Raw genomic sequence first — 20013 nt, forward strand, 5'->3', positions numbered from 1 at the left:
CCAGGATGAATGGAGGTGAAGGGCTGCATGCTGGCATGACGTGTGCCCCGGTCGCCAGCGCGGGGGCATACGTTAATCTTGCGTCATGAGCGATTCACTGTTGCCCCGCGCCGACGACGTCCTGCTTGCTGCCGCGAGGATCGCCCCGCATGCCAGCGTGACCCCGGTGCTGCGCTCGCGCACGCTTGACGCGATGGCCGGCGCACCGCTGGCGTTCAAGGCCGAGCACCTGCAGCGCGGCGGCGCATTCAAGTTCCGTGGTGCCTGCAACGCGGTGTGGTCGCTCGATGCCGATCGCGCCCGTGCCGGCGTGGTCACCCATTCCTCCGGCAATCATGGCGCCGCGCTGGCCCTGGCCGCGCGCACCCGCGGCATTCCCTGCCACGTGGTGGTGCCCGAAGGTGCGGTGGCGGCCAAGCTGGCCAACATCGCCCGGCACGGTGCCACGCTCTGGCGCTGCCCGCCGACCATCGCCGACCGTGAGGCCACCTGCGCCAAGGTGCAGGCCGATACCGGCGCAACCCTGGTCCACCCCTATGCAGATCCGGCAGTGATGGCGGGGCAGGGCACCGCGGCGCTGGAACTGCTGCACAGCGACGGCCCGTTCGATGTACTGGTGGTGCCGGTGGGGGGCGGTGGCCTGGCCAGCGGTACCGCGCTGGCGCTGCAGCATGCCAGCCCGCAGACCCGGCTGGTGCTGGCCGAACCGGCCGGCGCCGATGACACCGCACGCTCGCTGGCCGCCGGCGCGCGCCAGGGCGCGTTCACCCCGGATACGATCTGCGATGGCCTGCGTACCCTGATCGGCGCCCCCAACTTCGAGCTGCTGCGCGCGGCGGGTGCGGAAGTGATCGTGGTCGATGACGCGGCCACGCTGGCGGCGATGCGCCTGCTGTGGGACGTGCTCAAGCAGGTGGTCGAGCCTTCCTCGGCGACCGTGCTGGCCGCAGTGCTGGCGGAGCCGCAGCGGTTTGCCGGGCTGCGCGTGGGCCTGGTGTTGTCCGGCGGCAATGTCGACCTGCCAGCGCTGCGCTGGGGGACGCCTTGAGCCGTGACCGGCAGCGGCATCGCACCGGCCTGCTGGGCTGGTTGTGGCGGCTGTTCGTGGTGCTGGTGATCTGGCTGCTGGGTGTCACTGCCTGGATCGTGTGGGTGGGCGAGCGTGACCAGGCGGCCAAGGCCGATGCCATCATCGTGCTCGGTGCAGCGGCCTATGACGCCAAGCCGTCCCCGGTGTTCGAAGAACGCATCCGCCATGGCCTGGATCTCTATGAGGCCCAGTACGCGCCACTGCTGATCTTCACTGGCGGCTATGGCGGCACCGGCGCGCGCTTTTCCGAATCGCAGGTGGCGCGGCGTTATGCGCTCAAGCATGGCGTGCCGGACGACGCGATCCTGATCGAGACCGCCTCGCGCAACACCGTGCAGAACCTGGTCGAAGCCAAGCGGTTGATGGATCAGCGCAACCTGCACCGGGTGATCATCGTCAGTGACCCGCTGCACATGGCGCGCGCGCTGCGCCTGAGCAAGGCGCTGGGTATCGATGCACTGGCCTCGTCCACGCCCAGCACGCGCTTCCGCAGCTTCCATACCAGCTGGCGTTTCCTGGTGCAGGAAATCTATTTCTTCCACCGCGACCTGGTGCGCCCGCCGCTGAGTTCGCCGGCCAATACCTGAGCGGCTGCCTGCTTCTGGTGGGTGCCGACCTTGATCGGCACACGGCTGGCGGCACCGCGATCTGATGGGTTGTGCCAACCTTGGTCGGCACACGGCTGGCGGCACCGCGATCTGATGGGTTGTGCCAACCAAGGTTGGCACCTACCAGAGCAGTGCGCATGCATGAATTGGTAGAGGCCGACCTTGGTCGGCACACGGCCGGCGGCACCGCGATCTGATGGGTTGTGCCAACCAACGTTGGCACCTACCGGAGCAGTGCGCGTGCATGAATCGGTAGGTGCCGACCTTGGTCGGCACACGGCCGGCGGCACCGCGATCTGACGGGTTGTGCCAACCAAGGTTGGCACCTACCGGAGCAGTGCGCGTGCATGAATCGGTAGGTGTCGACCTTGGTCGGCACACGGCCGGCGGCACCGCGATCTGATGAGTTGTGCCAACCAGGGTTGGCACCTACCAGAGCAGTGCGCATGCATGAATCGGTAGGTGCCGACCTTGGTCGGCACACGGCCGGCGGCACCGCGATCTGACGGGTTGTGCCAACCAAGGTTGGCACCTACCAAAAAGCAGATTCGCGGTCGCGTGATCAGGTCTGCTTGCGCCGGATCGGAATCGCCGACACCGGTACCGAAGCCACGTCATGCCCGCCTTCGCGGATCGGGGCACCCGGGTCCGGCGCCCAGGCGTGGGCATAGATCACTTCCCAACTGCTCGGCAGCTTGCCGTCGGCGCGGCGCATCGGCTCGTACGCGGCGGCGGCCGCAGCGAAACGGCCACGCCCGGTCAGCGTGTGGCGGCGGTCCGTCCTCGCGTTGGTCGCACCCATCGCGCGCAGTTCGCGCATCAGCGAGGGCAGATCGTCGTAGGTCAGGGTGAACAGGTCGCGGTCCAGCACCGGGTCGCGGAAGCCGGCCATCATCAGCGCATCGCCGAACTGGGCAATCTGTGCGAAGCGGCTGACGTGCGGGCGATCGTCGGCGGCGGCAAAGGCTTCGTTGAGTTCGACCAGCGTCTCCGGGCCGAAGGTCGAGCACAGCAGCAGGCCACCGGGCTTGAGCACGCGGCGGAACCCGGCGAACACCGCGGGCAGGTCGTCCACCCACTGCAGGCACAGGTTGCTGAAGATCACGTCCACGCTGTTGTCGGCCAGCGGCAGCGCGGCCGCATCGCCGCACAGGCGCTGGAACGGCTTCCACCAGCCGGCCTGGCGCTTGGCCTGGTCCAGCATCGGCAATGCCACGTCCAGCGCGATCACCTGTGCCTTCGGCCAGCGCTTCTTCATCAGCGCGCTGGCATGACCGGTACCGGCGCCGATGTCCAGCACCACCTCGGGCTTGCGTGCCTCCAGGTAGTCCAGCGACTCGATCAGCCGCGACTGCACCTCGCGCTGCAGGGCGGCGGCGGCGTCATAGCTGTTGGCGGCACGGGCGAACGCGCGGCGGACGTGGCGGGCATCGAAGTGGGACGGCATTGCGAAAGTCTCTTAGAACGTACCGGGGTAGGCGCCGCCGTCGATCAGCAGGTTCTGCCCGGTGAGGTAACCGGCCTGTACGCTGCACAGGAAGGCGCAGGCGGCGCCGAATTCGTCCGGCGTGCCGAAGCGGCCGGCGGGAATCTGCTGGCGGCGGCGCTCGGCCACTTCGCCGGCGTCGCCATCCTTGCCCGCACTGTGGGCGAAGTTGGCGCGCAGGCGGTCGGTGTCGAACTGGCCGGGCAGCAGGTTGTTGATGGTGACGTTGTGGGCCACGGTGCGGCGCGACAGGCCGGCGACGAAGCCGGTCAGGCCACTGCGCGCACCGTTGGACAGCGCCAGGATGTCGATCGGGGCCTTCACCGCCGAGGAGGTGATGTTGACGATGCGGCCAAAGCCGCGATCGATCATCGCGTCCACGGTGGCGCGGATCAGTGCGATCGGCGCCAGCATGTTGGCGTCCAGCGCGGCGATCCAGTCGTCGCGCTCGAAGCTGCGGAAATCGCCCGGCGGCGGGCCACCGGCGTTGGTGACCAGGATGTCCACCTGCGGGCACGCGGCCAGTGCCGCAGCGCGACCGGCCTCGGTGGTGACATCGGCGGCGACCGAGCGGACATCCGCAGCGCCGGGCAGGGCACGCAGTTCCTCGGCCGCGTGCTGCAGCGCCGCCTCGCCACGGGCCACGATCACCACGTTGACGCCCTCGCGCACCAGCGCACGCGCGCAGCCCAGGCCCAACCCCTTGCTTGCGCCGCAGACCAGTGCCCAGCGGCCGTTGATACCCAGATCCATGCGTCAGTCCTGCGCGGTTCGGAAGGCGCTCATTGTCCGCCATCGGCCGGTGACAGGCCGGCAACGAAGTGTTGCAGGGCAGCGGCGACCTCGTCGGCATGGCCGAGGAACGGCGCATGGCCGCCATGGGCGATGGTCAACGCCTGGCTCTGCGGGGCCAGCGCCGCAGCGGCCTGCATCGCGGCCGGCGACACCAGGCGGTCGCGCTGCCCTGCGATCCACAGGCTGGGTTTGCCCAGCGTCGGCAGTGCGCCGCGCAGGTCGGTGTTTTCCAGCAGGCGCAGGCCCTCCAGCAGCGCGCGCTCGGTGGGCGCACCGCGCTCGACCAGGCGCTGGCGCAGCGTGCGCAGCTCCTCGCGGGCGTGTGCCGAGCCCATCACGTCCAATGCCAGGAAGCGTTCCAGGGTGCCGCCGAAGTCGGTGGCCAGCTCACGCCCGAACTGCTCGAACACCGCCGGTTCCACCGCATGTGGCCAATCCTCGCCGCGCACGAAACGCGGGGTGGCCGCGATCATCGCCAGCCCGCGCACCTTCGGCAGCGTCGCTGCCGCATGCAGTGCGAACAGCCCGCCCAGCGACCAGCCGCACCACACCGCCGGCGGCGTGGCCGCGGCAATGGCGTTGACCACGAACGGCAGGCGCAGCGGCGTGGTGTCGTCGCGGCTATGGCCATGGCCGGGCAGATCGACCCGATGCAGGGTGAACCGGTCCGCCAGGCGCTGCACCAGCGGTGCGAACACGCCGCCCTGCAGGGCCCAGCCATGGATCAGAACCAGGTCCGGCCCACGGCCGGTCACTTCAATATGCATGGGCAACGACGCGGAACTCAGGCAAAGGCGGGCAGCGGTGGCGGGGCGCTCTCACGTGCGGACAGGGCGACGTGGTCACGCGCGCTGGCGATGGCGTCGACCAGGCCGCGCACCTGGTCCGGCGAGTGCAGCGCGGACAGGGTGACGCGCAGGCGTGCCTTGCCCTCCGGTACCGTCGGCGGTCGGATCGCACCGACCAGCCAGCCGGCCTGTTCCAGCGCCCGCGACATCGCCACGGCCGAGTGGTCGTCGCCACACAGCAACGGTTGGATCGGGGTCTCCGAGGCCATCAGGTCCAGTCCGTGGCGACGCGCTTCGCTGCGGAACAGCGCGATCAGATCGGCCAGTTTGGAGCGGCGCCAGTGGTCGCGGCGTGCCAGGCGCACCGCTTCCAGTGCCGCCGCCGCCATCGCCGGTGGTACGGCGGTGGTGTAGATATAGGGGCGTGCGGTTTCGGCCAGATGCTCGACCAGGTCGTCGCGGCCCAGCACCAGGGCGCCGGAACCACCCAGCGCCTTGCCCAGCGTGACCAGCTGCAGCGGCACATCGTCCACGCCCAGTCCGGCCGCCGCGACCGCGCCACGGCCATCACCGACCACGCCTACGCCGTGCGCGTCATCGACGTAGAACAGCGCCTGCTGCAGTCGTGCCACCAGCGACAGTGCACGCAATGGGGCGATGTCGCCATCCATGCTGAAGACACCATCGGTGGCCAGCATCGCCGCGCCATCGGGCGCATGCTTGAGCTGACGCATCGCACCTTCCGCATCCAGATGCGGATAGCGGCGCAGGCGCGCGCCGGCAAGCCGGGTCGCATCCAGCAGGCTGGCATGGTTGAGCCTGTCCTGCACGCACACATCGTTCTCTTCGCTCAACAACGCCTGCTGCACCGCCAGGTTGGCGGCGAAGCCACTGCCGAACAGCAGCGCACGCGGATAGCCCAGCCACTCGGCCACCTCGCGCTCCAGTGCATCGTGCATCGCGTGGTGGCCACAGACCAGGTGCGAGGCACCGGCACCGGCGCCTTCGCGTGCGGCCGCGTCCTGCAACGCATTGACCACGCTGAACTGCTGGGCCAGGCCCAGGTAATCGTTGCTGCAGAAGCCGGTCAGCCACTGGCCATCCACCTCCAGGCGCACGCCATCACGACGGCTGACCGTGCGTCGCGGGCGGCGACGCCCCTGGGCATCGCGCAGGGCGCGCTGGGCATGAAGGCGAGCGGTCAGGTCGGGGCGGGCCATGGCGGCTGAATGCGGCGACGGGGCGGCTAGGGTAGCGCGTTGCCGCGACGCCTGCCTGCATCCCGTCTCAGGCCGCGTGAGCGCAGCCGCAGCCGGGCGCATCGGCGCTGATGTCGGCGTGCACGGTGCCACCGTGGTCGTGGCCCTCGGCGTCCACCTGCACCGCCATCGGCTGCAGCCCCAGCCGCGCGAACAGGGCCAGGTCGCGCTCGCTTTCCGGGTTGCCGGTGGTCAGCAGCTTGTCGCCGTAGAAGATCGAATTGGCACCGGCAATGAAGCACAGCGCCTGCAGTTCGTCGCTCATGGCCTCACGCCCGGCCGACAGCCGCACCATCGAGCGCGGCATGGCGATGCGCGCCACGGCGATCATGCGCACGAACTCGAACGGGTCCAGCTCGGCACTGCCGTGCAGCGGGGTACCCGCCACCTGCACCAGCTTGTTGATCGGCACCGAATCGGGATGGGCCGGCAGCGTGGCCAGCGCCAGCAGCAGGCCGACCCGCTGCGCGCGCGTCTCGCCCATGCCGACGATGCCGCCGCAGCAGGTTTTCAGGCCGGCGTCGCGCACGTGCTCCAGCGTATCGAGGCGGTCCTGGTACTGGCGCGTGTGGATGATCGAATCGTAGTAGTCCGGCGCGGTATCGAGGTTGTGGTTGTAGTAGTCCAGGCCGGCATCCTTCAGCGCACGCGCCTGCTCGCCACTGAGCATGCCCAGCGTGGCGCAGGTCTCCAGGCCCAATGCCTTCACCCCGGCGATCATCGCCGCCACCTTCGGGATGTCGCGGTCCTTCGGCGAACGCCATGCGGCGCCCATGCAGAAGCGCGATGCACCGGCGGCCTTGGCCTGGCGCGCCTTGGCCAGCACCGCGTCGGTGTCCATCAGCTTCTGCGCGTTCACCCCGGTGGTGTAGCGCTGCGCCTGCGGGCAGTACGCGCAGTCCTCCGGGCACCCGCCGGTCTTCACCGACAGCAGCGTGGAGACCTGTACCTGCGACGGGTCGAAATGCTCGCGGTGGACCGCTGCGGCGCGGAACAGCAGCTCGGGGAACGGCAGATCGAACAGCGCCTGCAGTTCGTCGTGTTGCCAGTCGTGGCGGATGGCAGCAGCCATGGCGGGACCTTGGGTACGAATGGAGCGAGGGCGGCAGTGTGGGTGGGCGTGCCCAGACTGTCAACTATCATGTAGGTCAGGTGGTTTACAGTTTGATCATGCAATCGAAGTCGATCAATGCGCCGTATTTCACCGCATCCTGCAAGACTTCCGGCCACAGTGGCCGCTGCCCAACGCAAGCGCTGGCGCGCAGACTCGTTCCCATGATTGATCTTTACCGCCTCCGTGGCCGTATCACTGCGCTGGTCCTGAGCGAGGCCTGGCGCCGCCGCGCCGCGCTGTGGGGCGGTGCCGTGGCCGTAGCGCTGGTGGCGATCCTGTTCGCCAAGGCCAGTGATGCCGCCTTCCACCTGTTCCAGCGCATCACCTCGCACTCGCCGTGGTGGGCCTTGCTGCTCACGCCTGGCATCTTCGCGTTGCTGGCCTGGCTGACCAGTGGCGTGCTGAAGCCCACACGCGGCAGCGGCATTCCGCAGGTCATTGCCGCCCTGGACAAGCCGGACACATCGTTCCGGGAGGCCAACCTTTCGCCTGCCGTGTCGGCCGGCAAGCTGCTGCTGACCTCGCTGTCGCTGCTGGGCGGTGCGTCAGTGGGGCGCGAAGGCCCCACCGTGCATGTGGGCGCCAGCCTGATGTACCTGTTCGGCCGCTGGTTCGGCTTCAAGGATCCGCGTGAGCTCTCGCACTTCCTGCTGGCCGGTGGCGCAGCCGGTATCGCCGCCGCCTTCAACACACCGCTGGCCGGCATCGTCTTTGCCATCGAAGAGCTCAGCGGCCGTTTCGAGCATCGGTTCTCCGGCACCCTGCTGACCGCGGTGATCGTCGGTGGCGTGGTGTCGCTGGGCCTGCTGGGCAACTACACCTACTTCGGCCATGTAAGTGCGCGGTTGCCGCTGGGCCAGGGCTGGCTGGCGATCCTGCTGTGTGGCGTGGTGGCCGGGTTGCTGGGCGGAGTGTTCGCGCGTGCGGTGCTGGCCAGTGCGGCGGGGCGTCCACGTTGGCTGGGCCAGCTGCGACAACGGCATCCGGTGCTGCTGGCCGCCGGATGCGGCCTGGTGGTGGTACTGCTGGCGCTGGTGTTCGGTGAAGGCGCATTCGGTACCGGTTATGAGCAGGCGCGCAGCCTGGTGCAGGGCCAGGCGCTGGTGGGCCACGAATTCGGGCTGATGAAGCTCCTGGCCAATCTGGCGTCCTATGTCGCCGGCATCCCCGGTGGCCTGTTCTCGCCGGCGCTGGCGGTCGGTGCCGGCCTGGGCCACAACCTGGCGGTACTGATGCCGGGCGTGGACCCGCGCGCGTTCGTGCTGCTGGGCATGTGCGCCTACCTGACCGGTGTCACCCAGGCGCCGCTGACCTCGGCGGTGATCTCGCTGGAGCTGACCGACAGCGGTGATCTGCTGTTGCCGATCCTGGCCACGGTGCTGATCGCCCGCGGTGTGTCCGGGCTGGTATGCCGGGTGCCGATCTATCGTGGGCTGGCAGAGCTGTTGATGGTGCCGAAGACGGTTGGAGATGTGGCTGTCGAGGCGCCCGCTGTGCGATCCTCCCACTCGCGTGAAAATGGAGATGAGTAGGAGCAATGCAGCCAGGAGTCGCAATGTTCCTCCCGCAGGAGGTGTTGGCGCCGTTACGGTGCTACTTCGTCACCGATGATGGTTCGCTCCCGGAAGTGGAGCTCACGTGCTGTGAAGCCGCCGGGACGGCTGATGCGTTCGCCTATCTGTTTGCCTGCGGTGCCCGCGTCGCGGCTTCTGGAAGCGTGCAGCTCTGGCTCGGTGCGGAAGATCGTGGTCAGCCGTTCATGGGGCCGGGCGACGCGCGGCGTGTTCTCCAGGACGAAGTAGAGCCTTTCCATATCAGTCTTGCAGACATCGCCTGCGACGGCGTTCTTCTGCCAGAACTGGGTGTGCTCGTCATGCGCCATGGGTTGACGCTTGACTACCGCATGGGACCGTCGTGGGGCGAGCGGGAGGTACAAGCCTTCCTGCTTCTTCTGCACCAGTTGCAGCAGCGGGGTGCTGTGATGACCGTTCCCTGGTGGGGTGAAGAAGGCCAGCACAGGTTCGAGACCGCGTTGGCAGCCATTGAGATGTGTTGAGCGGGTTCGCCACAAGGCAGGCACGCAACTGATAGACGATATTCATTGCTTCGATCAACGCGATCAATCTTCCTTTCATCTTCACTCCTGCAGTGAAGATGATTCCCCGTTGCACCGTCTACCCGATGCCAGGTGCGCCGCTGAAGATGCACCCACGCCGGGGCTGCACCCGGACCTGCATCGAGAGCAACCATGATCAACTGCCGTATCCGCCGCCTGGCGGCTGCCGTGCTGGCCCTGGCCAGTTCCCCCGCGCTGGCGCTGGCGCTGGCAGGAACGCCTGTGCTGCCCAGCGATCGCAGCATCGGCATCATCGAGCCGGTGGCGCGTTTCGAGGGCGCCATGCCCACCAGCGTGGCGGTGTCCGAGACCGGGAGGATCTTTGTCAACTTCCCGCGCTGGGGCGATGAGGTGCCTTACAGCGTGGCCGAATGGCGCGACGGCCGCGCCGTGCCCTATCCGGATGCGCGCATCAACCGCAAGGACGGTCCCGATCCGGCGGCCCACTTCATCAGCGTGCAGAGTGTGGTGGCCGATGGCCAGGGTCGGTTGTGGGTGCTGGACACCGCCGCGCCCGGGTTCTCTGCACCACAGGCCGGCGGCGCCAAGCTGGTGGCGATCGATCTGGCCACCAATACCGTGGCCAGAACGCTGGTGTTCCCGGTCAACGTCATCGACGCGCGCACCTACGTCAACGATGTGCGCTTCGATTTCCGTGTCGGTCGCGAGGGCGTGGCCTACGTGACCGACTCGTCGCTGAGCGGCACCGGCGGCATCATCGTGATCGACCTCGCTACCGGCGCCGCGTCCAAGCGCCTGATCGGCCATGTGTCCACATCGGCGGATCCGGCATTCGTACCGATCGTGGAAGGACAGCAGATGCGACTGCGCAACGCGGATGGTTCCACGCAGCCGTTCACCGTGGCTGCCGATGGCATTGCGTTGTCGCCGGATGGCGCGACGCTGTTCTATACCCCGTTGTCCAGTCGCCATCTGTACAGCGTGCCCACCGCCTTGCTGCGCGACCCCAAGGTAAGTGAGGCGGCGCTGGCTGCGGCCGTGGTCGACCTCGGCGACAAGGGCGCGTCCGATGGTATGGAGATGGACGCCAACGGCCGGCTGTATGCGAGCGACTACGAGCACAACGCCATCCATGCCCGCGATGCGCAGGGGCGCTGGACGACTGTGGTGCACGACCCGCGCATCCTGTGGCCGGATACCTTGTCGATGGGGCCCGATGGCTATCTGTACTTCACCGCCAACCAGCTGCATCGGCAAGCCGGATTCAATGGCGGCGTGGATCGGCGGCAGACGCCGTACATGGTGTATCGCACTCGGGTGGATGCGAAGCCTGCGCCAACGCGGTGAAGTGATCGGGGCAGAATGTGGGCGATGAAAATGCCTACGGGTCGTTGAGGGCGCCCCCGATGGCAACGCGCTGACGGCGGCGACATGCTGAAGTGCATGTCTGCCTTCTTCAACCCAGTCCGCCACGTGCAGGCTGCACTTCGTGTACTGCTACCGCTCCGCTGCCTGGTCTGCGGTGACCCGGGCCACGATGGGCTGGACCTCTGCGCTGCATGCCTGGCCGAACTTCCGTGGTCCGGCCGCGCCTGCCTGCGCTGCGCATTGCCGCTGCCCGACAACGCGTTGATCGTCTGCGGAACCTGCCGCGAGGAGGTACCGCCACAGGCCGCCACGCATGCCAGCCTGCTGTACCTGCCGCCTGTGGATCAGCTGCTGGTGCGCTACAAATTTCATCAGGATCTCGCAGCCGGACGCCTGCTCGCGCAACTGATGCAACGCACACCACCGCCCTGGTCGTGCCCGCCATTGGTACCGGTGCCGCTGCACAACCGCCGCCTGCGCCAGCGCGGCTACAACCAGGCCGCCGAACTGTGCCGATTGCTGCCAATGCCGGTCTGGCACGGTGTGTACCGGCGCCGCCACACTGCACCGCAGTCCGAACGCACGGCCGAACAACGCAGGGAAAATCTGTTCGATGCGTTTGCTATCCGTGGTCCGGTGCCCACGCGGCTGACCGTGGTCGATGACGTGATGACCACCGGTAGCACGGTGATGGAGGTCGCCGAGACGCTGCGCCTGGTCGGCGCTGCGGAGGTGCGCGTGTGGGTCTGCGCGCGGGTGCCGTGATCGCCCCCTTCATCGCCAGGGTCTAGGATGAGCCAGGTTCCGGATCGAAGGAGTGGCCATGAATTCCCCCTTGTCTCCCTTGTTGTCGGCGGTCGGCCGTAGCTGGTGGATCCTGCTGTTGTATGGGCTGGTCGCGCTGGGCTTCGGCATTGTCGCCATCGGCTGGCCGCTGTCAGCGGCGATGGCACTGGCGTGGACGCTGGGTGTAGTCGCCATCGTTGAGGGCGTCATCAGCCTGTTCGCACTGATCAGCGGTGGCAGTGGTGCTTCCCGCGGCTGGCTGGCGCTGTATGCCATCGCTTCGCTGGGCTTCGGCATCCTGGCGGTGATCAATCCGCTGGCCACCGCCAGCGTGCTGGTGCTTTTCCTGGCAGCGTGGCTGCTGGTGGCCGGCATCTATCGCATCGTGTTCGCGATCCGGGTGCGCAGGCAGATCCAGGGCGAATGGCTGCTGATCCTCAGTGGCGTGCTGGCCGTGGTGCTGGGCCTGCTGTTCGTGGCCAACCCCTATGCAGGCGTGGCGGTGACCACGCTGTGGATCGGCATCGGCAGCCTGCTGTACGGGCTGCTGCAGGTGCTGGTGGCGTTCAAGCTGCGGAAGCTGAAGTGAGGGCTCTGCTTACGCTGGTGTTGGGGGCGGCGACGGCCCTGGCCGGTTGCATGCCCAGCGCCACGCCCGCCATGGTGTTGGGAGCGGACCGCCCGCCACTGCCCGGCGTGGATGTGCGCCTGAGCGCGGTCGATGCGGCCGGCAAGGGCGTGCCGGTTCAGTGGCAGGACGAGAAGCTGACGCTGCGCGAGCCTCCACTTGCCCGCAGTGCGGACATCGCTGACGTGCGCTCCGTGCAGGATGAGTACGGCCAGACGGCGCTGCAGATCCGCTATCGGCCCGAGGCACACCAGCGCATCCACGATGGCACAGCGGCGATGGTCGGCCAGCGCATGGCGATCAGCGTGGATGGCCGGGTGCTGATGGTGGCGACGGTGCAGGGACCGTTTGCGGAGTCGATGAACCTGAGTGGGTTGACCGGTAGGGATGCCGAGGCACTGGAGAAACACATCACCGGGTCTGTGCCGGTGAAGCCGTAGCAGCGGGCAGGTGCGTGCATGCGCCGTGCGCGTGGGACAGCGTGCTGCCTTGGGGAAGGGCCGCCATTTATACAACCCTCATCCAGTGATGGGCTCAGCGCTTTGGCGGCGGCGCCTGGTCTGCAGCCCAGATCCAGAAGGTGTCACCCCAGTCGCTGTTGATGGCGGGGAACACATCGCCTTGCTTGAAGAAGCGCCGGCCACCTTGCGCGGGGGTGTACCACCAGCCGGCCACAGGCGCCCGCTTTCCTGCTGCGACTCGGTCTGGTCGTCGGTCCGGCCGATCCGTGCCGGCGTAGCTGCCGTCGATATCCTCGAATTCATCGGCAATGGGTTCGACAAAATACCAGTCGCAATCCTTCAGGTCGAAGGCCGAACCGGCGATCACCGACGGAGCCACCTTCACCAGATCGGCCTGAATGTCTGACCATCCATAGGGATCCAGATGCCGGTTTGCATCGAGGAAGCGATACAGGCCTTCTGCATCGCCCCACAGTCGCTCTCGACCGAACTGCCGCAGTACGGCTCGTCCAACATCATTGGGGGCCATGGCTGGGCAAAGGTGTCCGTACCCACCGGTCCATGCAAACTGAAGTGAAGCCATGGGGTCGTCTTTGGCGACGTAGATGCCAGTACGCGGGGGAGCCTGATTGGTTCGCACGACAAAATCTGTACGGACACGGAATTTTGGGATTCGATGTGAGTCGATCACACGCTTGTTCCAGAGGAGCCAGAATGAGAAGTCATTCTTGACGGGTGGACGTTCGACTAGCCCTGAGAGCTCCCGTGCATATCTGAAGACGCTTTCGGTGGTGTCACGGAACAGCTTTTCCTGCTCCGGCGTCGCCCAGGCCATCTGGTAGGCGTACTCCTCCAGCATGCGAGCACATTGGTGTTCAGCTGCTCCTCGATACCGCTCGATTGAGCGCAGTGCTATGTCTTCAACCACACATTCCCGGAACTCCATCAGTGCAGGATAGGCATACGTCGAAAAATGCGATGCCGTATCTTGTGATTCCCAACCCGCCAAGGCTCTGCCAGCTGTATCCAGATGCGAGCGCTCATCAAGTATCTGGTCGGTCATGGCTAGCAGGCTGTCGATCTGCGGCAGCAGGCCCTTCAGGTACTCCATCGAGGTGAAATGATGGATGAGGGCGGCTTGGCGTTTGTGCCACGGATTCAGTTCCGGATATTGAATTTTCATGTTCATTGATTCATTTTCTGGCCGGAGATGTTCGGCAGGCCAAGCTTTACGTCATTCATTTGAGTACCAAAGTCGGTCGTCCCCCAGCCGGTGTCCATTGGGCCGAGAATGCGGGGGTTGTTGATCTTGGTTCGCAGGCTGACGTATTTCACCTGCTCATGCGGAGGCAGGAGCTTCCACTTGTCATAGGTCATGCTGCTCTTGGTCATGGCGCCAGTCGTTTCATTAACCGCGTAGTACTCCGAACTATCGGCCAACGTCCTCTTTCCCGGCGTGCCGGCAGCGTCGTATTCAAACGCGGCATCGAACTTGATCTGCTCGTAGCCGCCTTCAAGGTGGTGATCCGGCAGAACGTCTTTCTTCTGGGCAGATGCCGGGCCGCGCCACACCTTCAGTTCTTCTCCTGCCTTGAGCTCATAGACGACGAACTGTCCATTGGGGTTCCAGTCTGGCCAGACGGCCAGGTGCTTTCGCCAGGTGGCCCTCGTGTCGGCTGACTTCATGATCGTATTGAAGACTTCTTCGGTAACCCAGTCCGCACCGGCACTGAAGTTCGCTGGTGAGACCACGCGATACAGCTTTGCAGGTCCCTTGATCGTATCGGCGCACATGCCTTTGGCAAAACTCTTGATCTGGTCATCGGTCAATTTCGGGAAGCCCTTGTCCGCCATCTTGTCGACACGTGCACGATAGTCGGACGGATCGAGCGGCATATTCTTGGTTGGCTCTCCTTTACCAAGCCACGAAGGCGGCGGATCAACCCGCCGCATCAACGTCACGGCATGTGCCTCGGGCAGCGTTCCGGTGAAATGGAAATTGCCGGCGTTGACGATGCCGCGCCGCTGCACCATGTCTTCGAATTCAAGGCGTTTGATGATCGTGTCAAGGATGCGCTGTACGGGCGCCAGTACTTTTCCGATGTAGTTGTCTGCGATCTTCCGGATGCCAACGACCAGATCGATGGTCTCCTGGGCACGGCGCCCCACCATCGGGATGTCGGCCACCTTGCCCAGCAGGCTACGCATCAGCAGCACGGCGCGATCGAAGGCTTTCAACAGCTGTGCCTGGGTCACCCGTGCACGCACGATGCGGGTCTGCTTCGCCAGCTCATGGAACACGCGGTCCCAGCGCAGCGCTTTCCAGTATTGGGCGACTTCACGTCGGCGCAGGAGCGTGATGACCCAGCTCATGGCCTCATCCACAGCGCGAACAAGATGGTTCAAGCCGAAGCGGCGGATGAAGAGGAAGAAGATCTTCAATACACCCTTCAACAGCGAGCCCAGCGTGGGGATCAGGCCGATCAGGGTCAGGACCAGCGCGATCCAGGCCCAGGAATTGCTCTTGTCGTCGTTGATCTGCTTGCAGTTGGCAATGATGTCTCGGACGTCGCAGACCTGGTCCACGCCGGGGATCATTGAAATGGCGGTGTCGAATACGACCTGCCCGGTGCTGCGCTCCTGGTTGAAGTCCCCCTGGATCGACTCCCACAGCCATGCGAAGACGTTCTTGCCGCCGTCGACAGCACTCCTGTACTGCTCGCTGATGAAGGCGAGCGCTTCGCGAAGCTGCTGCAGGGTGACGGGGGGGGGCCTGATTGGGGAGATCGGTGCGCGAATCACCCACGGCCCGCACCCTGTTGAGGGTTGGCGATCAGCTCGAGGTCGGGCCAGTTGTCTTCCGTATCAGCGCTGCGGGGTTCATAGACGACCTTCTCTACCTCCTGCTTCGGGATGGGCTCATGGTGGGCCTTGCCGGCAACATCCAGCTTTCCCTTGATGACCGAGCCGTTCCTGAAGTGGATTTCGTAAGGAGTGCCTGCCATGGCCTGTTGTGTTTCCACATCGCGGTAGTCCAACGCGATCCAGTCGGGAATGCGCTGAAGCCCTCCAGGAAGCGGAGGGATGAACGGGACAGCGTGCTCCCCGCCCATGAACGGATGCTCGCCCGCCTTGACCTTGAACTCGCCGGGGCAGCTGAAGGTGATGTTGCCGCCCTCCAGCGTGATCGCACTGCTGCCGGCCTGCAGCACCACCTTGGTCTGCGCCAGCACGTCGATGCGCTCGTCGGTGGCGGTGATGGTCAATGCCTGGTCGCTCAGCAGCTCCAGCTCGCCATCGTTGGCCTGCAGGCTGACCGGCCCCTGCGCGGCGATCACCCGCAGCGGGCCGCTCTGCGCGAACAGCGAGACGTGCTCGCCGGACACGGTGGCGAGGGTCTCGCCGGCGCTGACGTGCAGGTCCTGCTGCACGGTCATCTGCAGGTTCTGCCCGGCATAGGCCACGGCGCTGGCCGCGGTGGTCCAGGCCACGTGGTGCGGCGCTTCGGCCACCAGCAGCGGCGTGCCCAGCCGTTCCACCGGCCGCTCGCCAGGGCTGCGGCCGTCGCTGCCGGGCTTCATCGCGCTCTGCCCGTTCACGTCGCCGGTGTAGCGGCCCTGCGCCTTCGGGTCGATCTGCTCGCGCAGCTGCTGGGTGCGCTGGTACTCGGCCAGGCCCGGCACCTGCTGCTCGGCCAGGGTCTGTTGCATCTGTTCCAGGCTGCGTTCGGCGCCTTTGAGCTGCGCCACCACGCTGGCGTTGTCCATCACCGTGGATGCGGCGCGCTCCTGCAGGCTGGCCGACAGCAGCAGGCCTTCGCTGGCATGCACGTTGCCCCAGCCCTGGGTGGCCAGTTCGAAACCTTCACCGCGCAGCGCGCCGCGGGCGGTGTCCTGATGGGCGATCAGGTAGCCCAGTTCCAGCCGGCTGTCAGCCAGCGAGCTGTGCAGGCGGGTGCGCAGCTGGCCGGGGGTGTCATCCATCAGCCACTGCTGGGTGCCGCTGCCGTCGTGGGCCTGGGTATGCAGGCCGCTGAGCACGCCGGGATGGCGCGCGTTCTCGTCGATGCCACCACCGAAGGGCGGGGCGACCTCGCCGTTGTACAGCTGGCCGGTGATGCGTGGCTGGTCGATGTCGCCGTGCAGGAATTCCACCAGCACCTCGCTGCCCACGCGGGGCAGGAAGCTGGTGCCCCAGTTGGGGCCGGCCACCCATTCGGCCACGGCCACCCAGCTGCCGCTGGTGTGGTCGCCGGGGGCATGGCCGGGCTGGGCGCTGCCGGTGTCGGTCAGGCCGCCGGGGTTGGGCGTGCTGCAGCGCTGCCAGCCGAACTGGATGCGCACCTGGTGCTCGCGGTTGGGGGTCACCGCGGCGTTGGCGATGCCGACCACGCGCGCGGTCTGCGGGCCGTGCAGGGTGGGGCGGTCCTGCGGCAGGGCGCGCAGCGGCACGCCACTGCCGGTGGCGATGAAGCTGTTGCGGTAGGCACCGCGTTCCAGTGCCGGGCTGCCCAGCAGGTCGGCGATGCCCTGGTCCAGGTTGTTCAGGGCCACGTGCTGCACCGCCAGCAGCTGGAAGGCCTGGCCTTCGTGCTGCGGATGCTGGGCCAGGCTGAAGGTGCTGCCGGCGGCCAGCCGGCGCTCGCTGCCGCTGCCGCTGTAGAGTACTTGGCCGACGCGCAGCGCATCCAGCCGCGCCTGCGCTTCGGCATCGGCCCAGCCGGACTGCGCGAAACGGCCGGCGCGCGGCTGCACATAGACCTCCAGCGCCGGCAGGCTGCCAGCGTCGGCACTGGACTGCGCGGCCACGGCACCGACCTGCTCGCTGTGCCAGCTGGCCACGGTGCTGGCGTTGGGCACCAGCTGCTGGCGCTCGGCGAAGGCGGTGATGCCATCGCGGGCCTCGGCCATGTCGGCGCGATGGAAGCGCAACGTGCCGCGGTCAGGCAGCTCGGCCCCCGGCTCGAACACCACCAGCGTGTGCGCGGCCTCATCGCCCTGTGCCTGCTCGATGCGCCAGGCCAGGCCGGCTTCGGCCAGCAGGCGGGTGACGAAGGCCCAGTCGGTCTCGCGGTACTGGGTGGTGATCGCACGGACCGGCAGTTCGGCCTGCACGTCGAAGCGGAACACTGCCTGCGGGTAGTCGGTGAAGATCTGCTCGCAGATGGCGCGGGTGTCCTGGTCCTGGAAGATCACCGCGTTGCGGCGCAGCCGCAGCAGCGCCGTCCAGGGTTCCAGGATCAGGCGGTAGCGGGCCAGGCCGCCATCGCTGCCCAGCTGTGCCGCCTCGGTGCACAGGCCATGCCACTGCCGCAGCGAGCCGTCGGCCTGGCGCAGCTGCAGGGTCAGCGGCTGCTCCAGCCAGGATTCCAGTTCCAGGAAGGCGTCGGTAGCCAGGCAGTCGATCTGCAGGCGGTTGTCGCCGCAGACCGATTCGGTGCCTTCGAAGCGTTCGACGACCCACGTTTCATGCAGCCCCTGCAGGCGCAGCAGGCGTGGTTGCCGGGCGTCGAGCGTGATTGCCCGGACCAGTGCGACACCAGCGGCATCCATGCCCATGCAGAATCTCCCTTTGTAGTGGGAGAACTGTTGGGGCAGGACGCCGCCGGCTGCCGCGAGCTACGCCATTCCTGCGGGATGCATCACGCTTGCCGGCCCCGGATCGGGCTGTTCACGACAGGATTACGGAAGACGGGCTGTGCAATCGCGACGCCGCGATCAGCCCCGCTTGCCGGCAAACCGTGCTTCGATCTCCTCCAGCGACTTGCCCTTGGTCTCGGGCAGCCATAGCGCGGCCACCAGGAAGAACACGAAGGTGCACGCCGCCCAGAACACGAACATGCTGGCGTAGCCGTAGTGGCCCACCGTGGGCAGGAAGATCGCGGCGATGGTGGTGGACACGAACTGGTTGATCAGCAGCGCGATGCTCATGCCGTTGGAGCGGATGCGGTTGGGCATCAGCTCGGACAGCGCCAGCCACACGCAGACGCCGGGGCCGACTGCGAAGAACGCGACGAATACCAGGATGCAGGCGGCCACCGCCCAGCCGTGTGCCGGCGGCGGTACCGGGCCGATGCGTGCCTGCTCGATGCGCAACGGTGCCTGCGCGGCCTTGGCCGGGTCGGCGAACGGGTTCAGATGCAGTTTGCGGAAGAACGCGCCGATCACGCTGTCCGGCTGCACGGTGCCGGCACGCTCGATGCGCAGCTCGCGATCGGTCAGGTTGTCGCTGCGCAGGGCGCGCACATTGGTGAAATCGCCGTAGGCGTACGACACGGTCAGCTGCAGTGGCCGGCCTTCGCTGTCGATGCCTCCGCCCAGGCGCTGCCACTGCGTTTCATCCAGCACCAGCTGCAGGCCATCGCCGCTGACGGCGGCCTGCAGCTGCGATTGCACGTCTGCGCGGCCACGCTCGGCCTGGAAGAACAGGGTCGCGGCGGCCAGCAGGGCCACGCAGATACCGCCGCTGCCGAGCATCAGCAGGAACTTGCGGCCCTTGCGATCGACCAGCAGCAGCGCGACCACGGTCATCACCGCATTGAGCAGCTTGATCGCCACGTCGGCGCTGTTGGCCACCGAGCCGGACAGGCCGGCCTGGTTGAGGATGTTCACCGCATAGGCCAGCACCGAGTTGATGCCGGTGGCCTGGGTACAGGCCAGCACCACGCAGGCGAGCAGGAACGGGACCACATAGCGGCGGCTGAGCAGCGGGTCGCGCTTGCCGTCGCGGCTGCTCGATTCCGGTGCCTGGATCTGTGCAAGCGTCGGCTCCACCTCCGAAGCGGGCAGTACCCGCTGCAGGCTGCGGCGCGCATCATCGATGCGACCGCGGCGCACCAGCCAGCGCGGCGACTCGGACAGCCAGAAGATGCCGGCGCAGAACAGCAGGCCCGGCGCCAGGCAGGTCCAGAAGATGGTGCGCCAGGCGTGGTCCTTCACCGTGAATAGTTCCTGCGCCTGTTGCGCGACCGGCAGTGAGCGCACGGCTTCAGCGGCGGCGTCGACTGCATGTGCGTGGTACAGGCCGATCAGCGCCGCCAGCACCAGGCCGATGGTCAGCAGCAGCTGGAACATGGCCGCACCGCGCCCGCGTCGTTCGGGGCTGAGCACTTCGGCCAGGTACAGCGGAATCACCACACCGATCAGGCCGCCACTGATGCCCTGCAGCAGGCGGCCTAGCAGCAACGGCGTGTAGCCCGAGGCCAGCGCCATGATCGGGATCGACGCGGTGAACAGCAGGCCGGCCAGCAGCATCGCGCCGCGGCGGCCGACCAGGTCGGCGACCATGCCGGCGAACAGCGAGGACAGCACGCTGCCCAGCAGCACCGCCGCCACGACGAAGCCGAGCTGCTGGCTGCTGAGTTGCCACGCGTGGCTGGCGGTGGCTTCGAGATAGGGCAGGGCGCCGGCGATGATGCCGATATCGATGCCGTACAGCAGGCCGCCGAGGCCGCCGATGAAGAGCAGGTAGCGTACGGGCCAGCGCGGGGCGGTGGGTGCAGTCATCGGCATATTCCCAGGAGGCGTTTCGGTGCGGATTGCTTTCGTAGAGTC

17 protein-coding genes are annotated in these 20013 nt (G+C 67.0%); 8 read left to right on the forward strand and 9 right to left on the reverse strand.

Annotated features, from left to right (window positions below; all coding sequences use genetic code 11):
* The first annotated feature begins 85 nt into the window (after positions 1-85).
* Both N5C18_RS06660 and N5C18_RS06665 read left to right on the forward strand, forming a co-directional pair.
* The gene (locus N5C18_RS06660) at positions 86-1048 is read left to right on the forward strand and encodes a pyridoxal-phosphate dependent enzyme (protein ID WP_164242974.1); all 963 of its coding nucleotides are present in this window, start codon (positions 86-88) and stop codon (positions 1046-1048) included.
* Positions 1045-1677: a YdcF family protein gene (locus N5C18_RS06665; RefSeq protein WP_006475275.1), complete on the forward strand. Its 633-nt coding sequence runs from the start codon at positions 1045-1047 to the stop codon at positions 1675-1677. The genes N5C18_RS06660 and N5C18_RS06665 overlap by 4 nt, the downstream gene beginning before the upstream one ends.
* A gap of 583 nt (positions 1678-2260) precedes the next feature.
* On the opposite strand, the gene bioC is transcribed toward N5C18_RS06665, so the two are convergent.
* The 5 genes from bioC to bioB all read right to left on the reverse strand — a co-directional run bounded on the left by bioC (position 2261) and on the right by bioB (position 7098).
* Positions 2261-3145, reverse strand: coding sequence for a malonyl-ACP O-methyltransferase BioC (gene bioC, locus N5C18_RS06670; RefSeq protein ID WP_053451082.1), 885 nt, complete (start codon positions 3143-3145; stop codon positions 2261-2263).
* A gap of 12 nt (positions 3146-3157) precedes the next feature.
* The gene (locus N5C18_RS06675; RefSeq protein WP_279944102.1) at positions 3158-3937 is read right to left on the reverse strand and encodes an SDR family oxidoreductase; all 780 of its coding nucleotides are present in this window, start codon (positions 3935-3937) and stop codon (positions 3158-3160) included.
* Positions 3938-3966: 29 nt separating this feature from the next.
* Positions 3967-4746: a pimeloyl-ACP methyl ester esterase BioH gene (gene bioH, locus N5C18_RS06680; protein ID WP_279944103.1), complete on the reverse strand. Its 780-nt coding sequence runs from the start codon at positions 4744-4746 to the stop codon at positions 3967-3969.
* Between the two features lie 17 nt (positions 4747-4763).
* Positions 4764-5987: an 8-amino-7-oxononanoate synthase gene (gene bioF / locus N5C18_RS06685; protein WP_279944104.1), complete on the reverse strand. Its 1224-nt coding sequence runs from the start codon at positions 5985-5987 to the stop codon at positions 4764-4766.
* A gap of 67 nt (positions 5988-6054) precedes the next feature.
* Complete coding sequence (gene bioB, locus N5C18_RS06690) at positions 6055-7098, reverse strand: biotin synthase BioB (RefSeq protein WP_164242859.1); 1044 nt, start codon at positions 7096-7098, stop codon at positions 6055-6057.
* A gap of 203 nt (positions 7099-7301) precedes the next feature.
* Between bioB and N5C18_RS06695 the strand changes: the two genes are divergently transcribed.
* The 6 genes from N5C18_RS06695 (at position 7302) to N5C18_RS06720 (ending at position 12439) form a co-directional block, all read left to right on the forward strand.
* Positions 7302-8672 (forward strand): chloride channel protein, encoded by a 1371-nt coding sequence (locus tag N5C18_RS06695; protein WP_279944106.1) that lies wholly within the window; start codon positions 7302-7304, stop codon positions 8670-8672.
* Between the two features lie 23 nt (positions 8673-8695).
* Positions 8696-9196 (forward strand): hypothetical protein, encoded by a 501-nt coding sequence (locus tag N5C18_RS06700; protein ID WP_053451075.1) that lies wholly within the window; start codon positions 8696-8698, stop codon positions 9194-9196.
* A 192-nt stretch (positions 9197-9388) separates the two neighbouring features.
* Positions 9389-10564, forward strand: coding sequence for an L-dopachrome tautomerase-related protein (locus tag N5C18_RS06705; RefSeq protein WP_279944107.1), 1176 nt, complete (start codon positions 9389-9391; stop codon positions 10562-10564).
* Positions 10565-10660: 96 nt separating this feature from the next.
* Entirely contained in the window at positions 10661-11350 is a 690-nt protein-coding gene (locus N5C18_RS06710) for a ComF family protein (RefSeq protein WP_164242862.1), read from the forward strand.
* Between the two features lie 58 nt (positions 11351-11408).
* Positions 11409-11960: an HdeD family acid-resistance protein gene (locus N5C18_RS06715; protein WP_271262357.1), complete on the forward strand. Its 552-nt coding sequence runs from the start codon at positions 11409-11411 to the stop codon at positions 11958-11960.
* A 50-nt stretch (positions 11961-12010) separates the two neighbouring features.
* A complete protein-coding gene (locus N5C18_RS06720; RefSeq protein WP_279944511.1) occupies positions 12011-12439 on the forward strand; it encodes a hypothetical protein in 429 nt (142 codons plus the stop codon).
* A gap of 94 nt (positions 12440-12533) precedes the next feature.
* On the opposite strand, the gene N5C18_RS06725 is transcribed toward N5C18_RS06720, so the two are convergent.
* From N5C18_RS06725 to N5C18_RS06740, 4 genes are all read right to left on the reverse strand, one after another.
* On the reverse strand, positions 12534-13649 hold the full coding sequence (locus N5C18_RS06725) for a hypothetical protein (RefSeq protein WP_279944108.1): 1116 nt from the start codon (positions 13647-13649) through the stop codon (positions 12534-12536).
* A complete protein-coding gene (locus tag N5C18_RS06730; protein WP_279944109.1) occupies positions 13646-15262 on the reverse strand; it encodes a hypothetical protein in 1617 nt (538 codons plus the stop codon). The genes N5C18_RS06725 and N5C18_RS06730 overlap by 4 nt, the downstream gene beginning before the upstream one ends.
* Entirely contained in the window at positions 15259-18018 is a 2760-nt protein-coding gene (locus N5C18_RS06735; RefSeq protein ID WP_279944110.1) for a type VI secretion system Vgr family protein, read from the reverse strand. The genes N5C18_RS06730 and N5C18_RS06735 overlap by 4 nt, the downstream gene beginning before the upstream one ends.
* A gap of 159 nt (positions 18019-18177) precedes the next feature.
* Positions 18178-19965: an MFS transporter gene (locus N5C18_RS06740; RefSeq protein ID WP_053512181.1), complete on the reverse strand. Its 1788-nt coding sequence runs from the start codon at positions 19963-19965 to the stop codon at positions 18178-18180.
* Between the last annotated feature and the right edge of the window lie 48 nt (positions 19966-20013).

Source organism: Stenotrophomonas sp. GD03930, from assembly GCF_029839665.1.
Taxonomy (GTDB): Bacteria; Pseudomonadota; Gammaproteobacteria; order Xanthomonadales; family Xanthomonadaceae; genus Stenotrophomonas; species Stenotrophomonas forensis.

What these genes read in the sequence shown, in the direction of transcription:
- N5C18_RS06715 (WP_271262357.1), top strand. Translation starts at nt 11,409, where the DNA reads ATGAATTCCCCCTTGTCTCCCTTGTTGTCGGCGGTCGGCCGTAGCTGG.
- N5C18_RS06695 (WP_279944106.1), top strand. Translation starts at nt 7,302, where the DNA reads ATGATTGATCTTTACCGCCTCCGTGGCCGTATCACTGCGCTGGTCCTG.
- bioC (WP_053451082.1), bottom strand. Translation starts at nt 3,145, where the DNA reads ATGCCGTCCCACTTCGATGCCCGCCACGTCCGCCGCGCGTTCGCCCGT.
- N5C18_RS06735 (WP_279944110.1), bottom strand. Translation starts at nt 18,018, where the DNA reads ATGGGCATGGATGCCGCTGGTGTCGCACTGGTCCGGGCAATCACGCTC.
- N5C18_RS06700 (WP_053451075.1), top strand. Translation starts at nt 8,696, where the DNA reads ATGTTCCTCCCGCAGGAGGTGTTGGCGCCGTTACGGTGCTACTTCGTC.
- N5C18_RS06660 (WP_164242974.1), top strand. Translation starts at nt 86, where the DNA reads ATGAGCGATTCACTGTTGCCCCGCGCCGACGACGTCCTGCTTGCTGCC.
- N5C18_RS06720 (WP_279944511.1), top strand. Translation starts at nt 12,011, where the DNA reads ATGCCCAGCGCCACGCCCGCCATGGTGTTGGGAGCGGACCGCCCGCCA.
- bioB (WP_164242859.1), bottom strand. Translation starts at nt 7,098, where the DNA reads ATGGCTGCTGCCATCCGCCACGACTGGCAACACGACGAACTGCAGGCG.
- N5C18_RS06710 (WP_164242862.1), top strand. Translation starts at nt 10,661, where the DNA reads ATGTCTGCCTTCTTCAACCCAGTCCGCCACGTGCAGGCTGCACTTCGT.
- N5C18_RS06705 (WP_279944107.1), top strand. Translation starts at nt 9,389, where the DNA reads ATGATCAACTGCCGTATCCGCCGCCTGGCGGCTGCCGTGCTGGCCCTG.
- bioH (WP_279944103.1), bottom strand. Translation starts at nt 4,746, where the DNA reads ATGCATATTGAAGTGACCGGCCGTGGGCCGGACCTGGTTCTGATCCAT.
- N5C18_RS06740 (WP_053512181.1), bottom strand. Translation starts at nt 19,965, where the DNA reads ATGACTGCACCCACCGCCCCGCGCTGGCCCGTACGCTACCTGCTCTTC.
- N5C18_RS06675 (WP_279944102.1), bottom strand. Translation starts at nt 3,937, where the DNA reads ATGGATCTGGGTATCAACGGCCGCTGGGCACTGGTCTGCGGCGCAAGC.
- bioF (WP_279944104.1), bottom strand. Translation starts at nt 5,987, where the DNA reads ATGGCCCGCCCCGACCTGACCGCTCGCCTTCATGCCCAGCGCGCCCTG.
- N5C18_RS06725 (WP_279944108.1), bottom strand. Translation starts at nt 13,649, where the DNA reads ATGAACATGAAAATTCAATATCCGGAACTGAATCCGTGGCACAAACGC.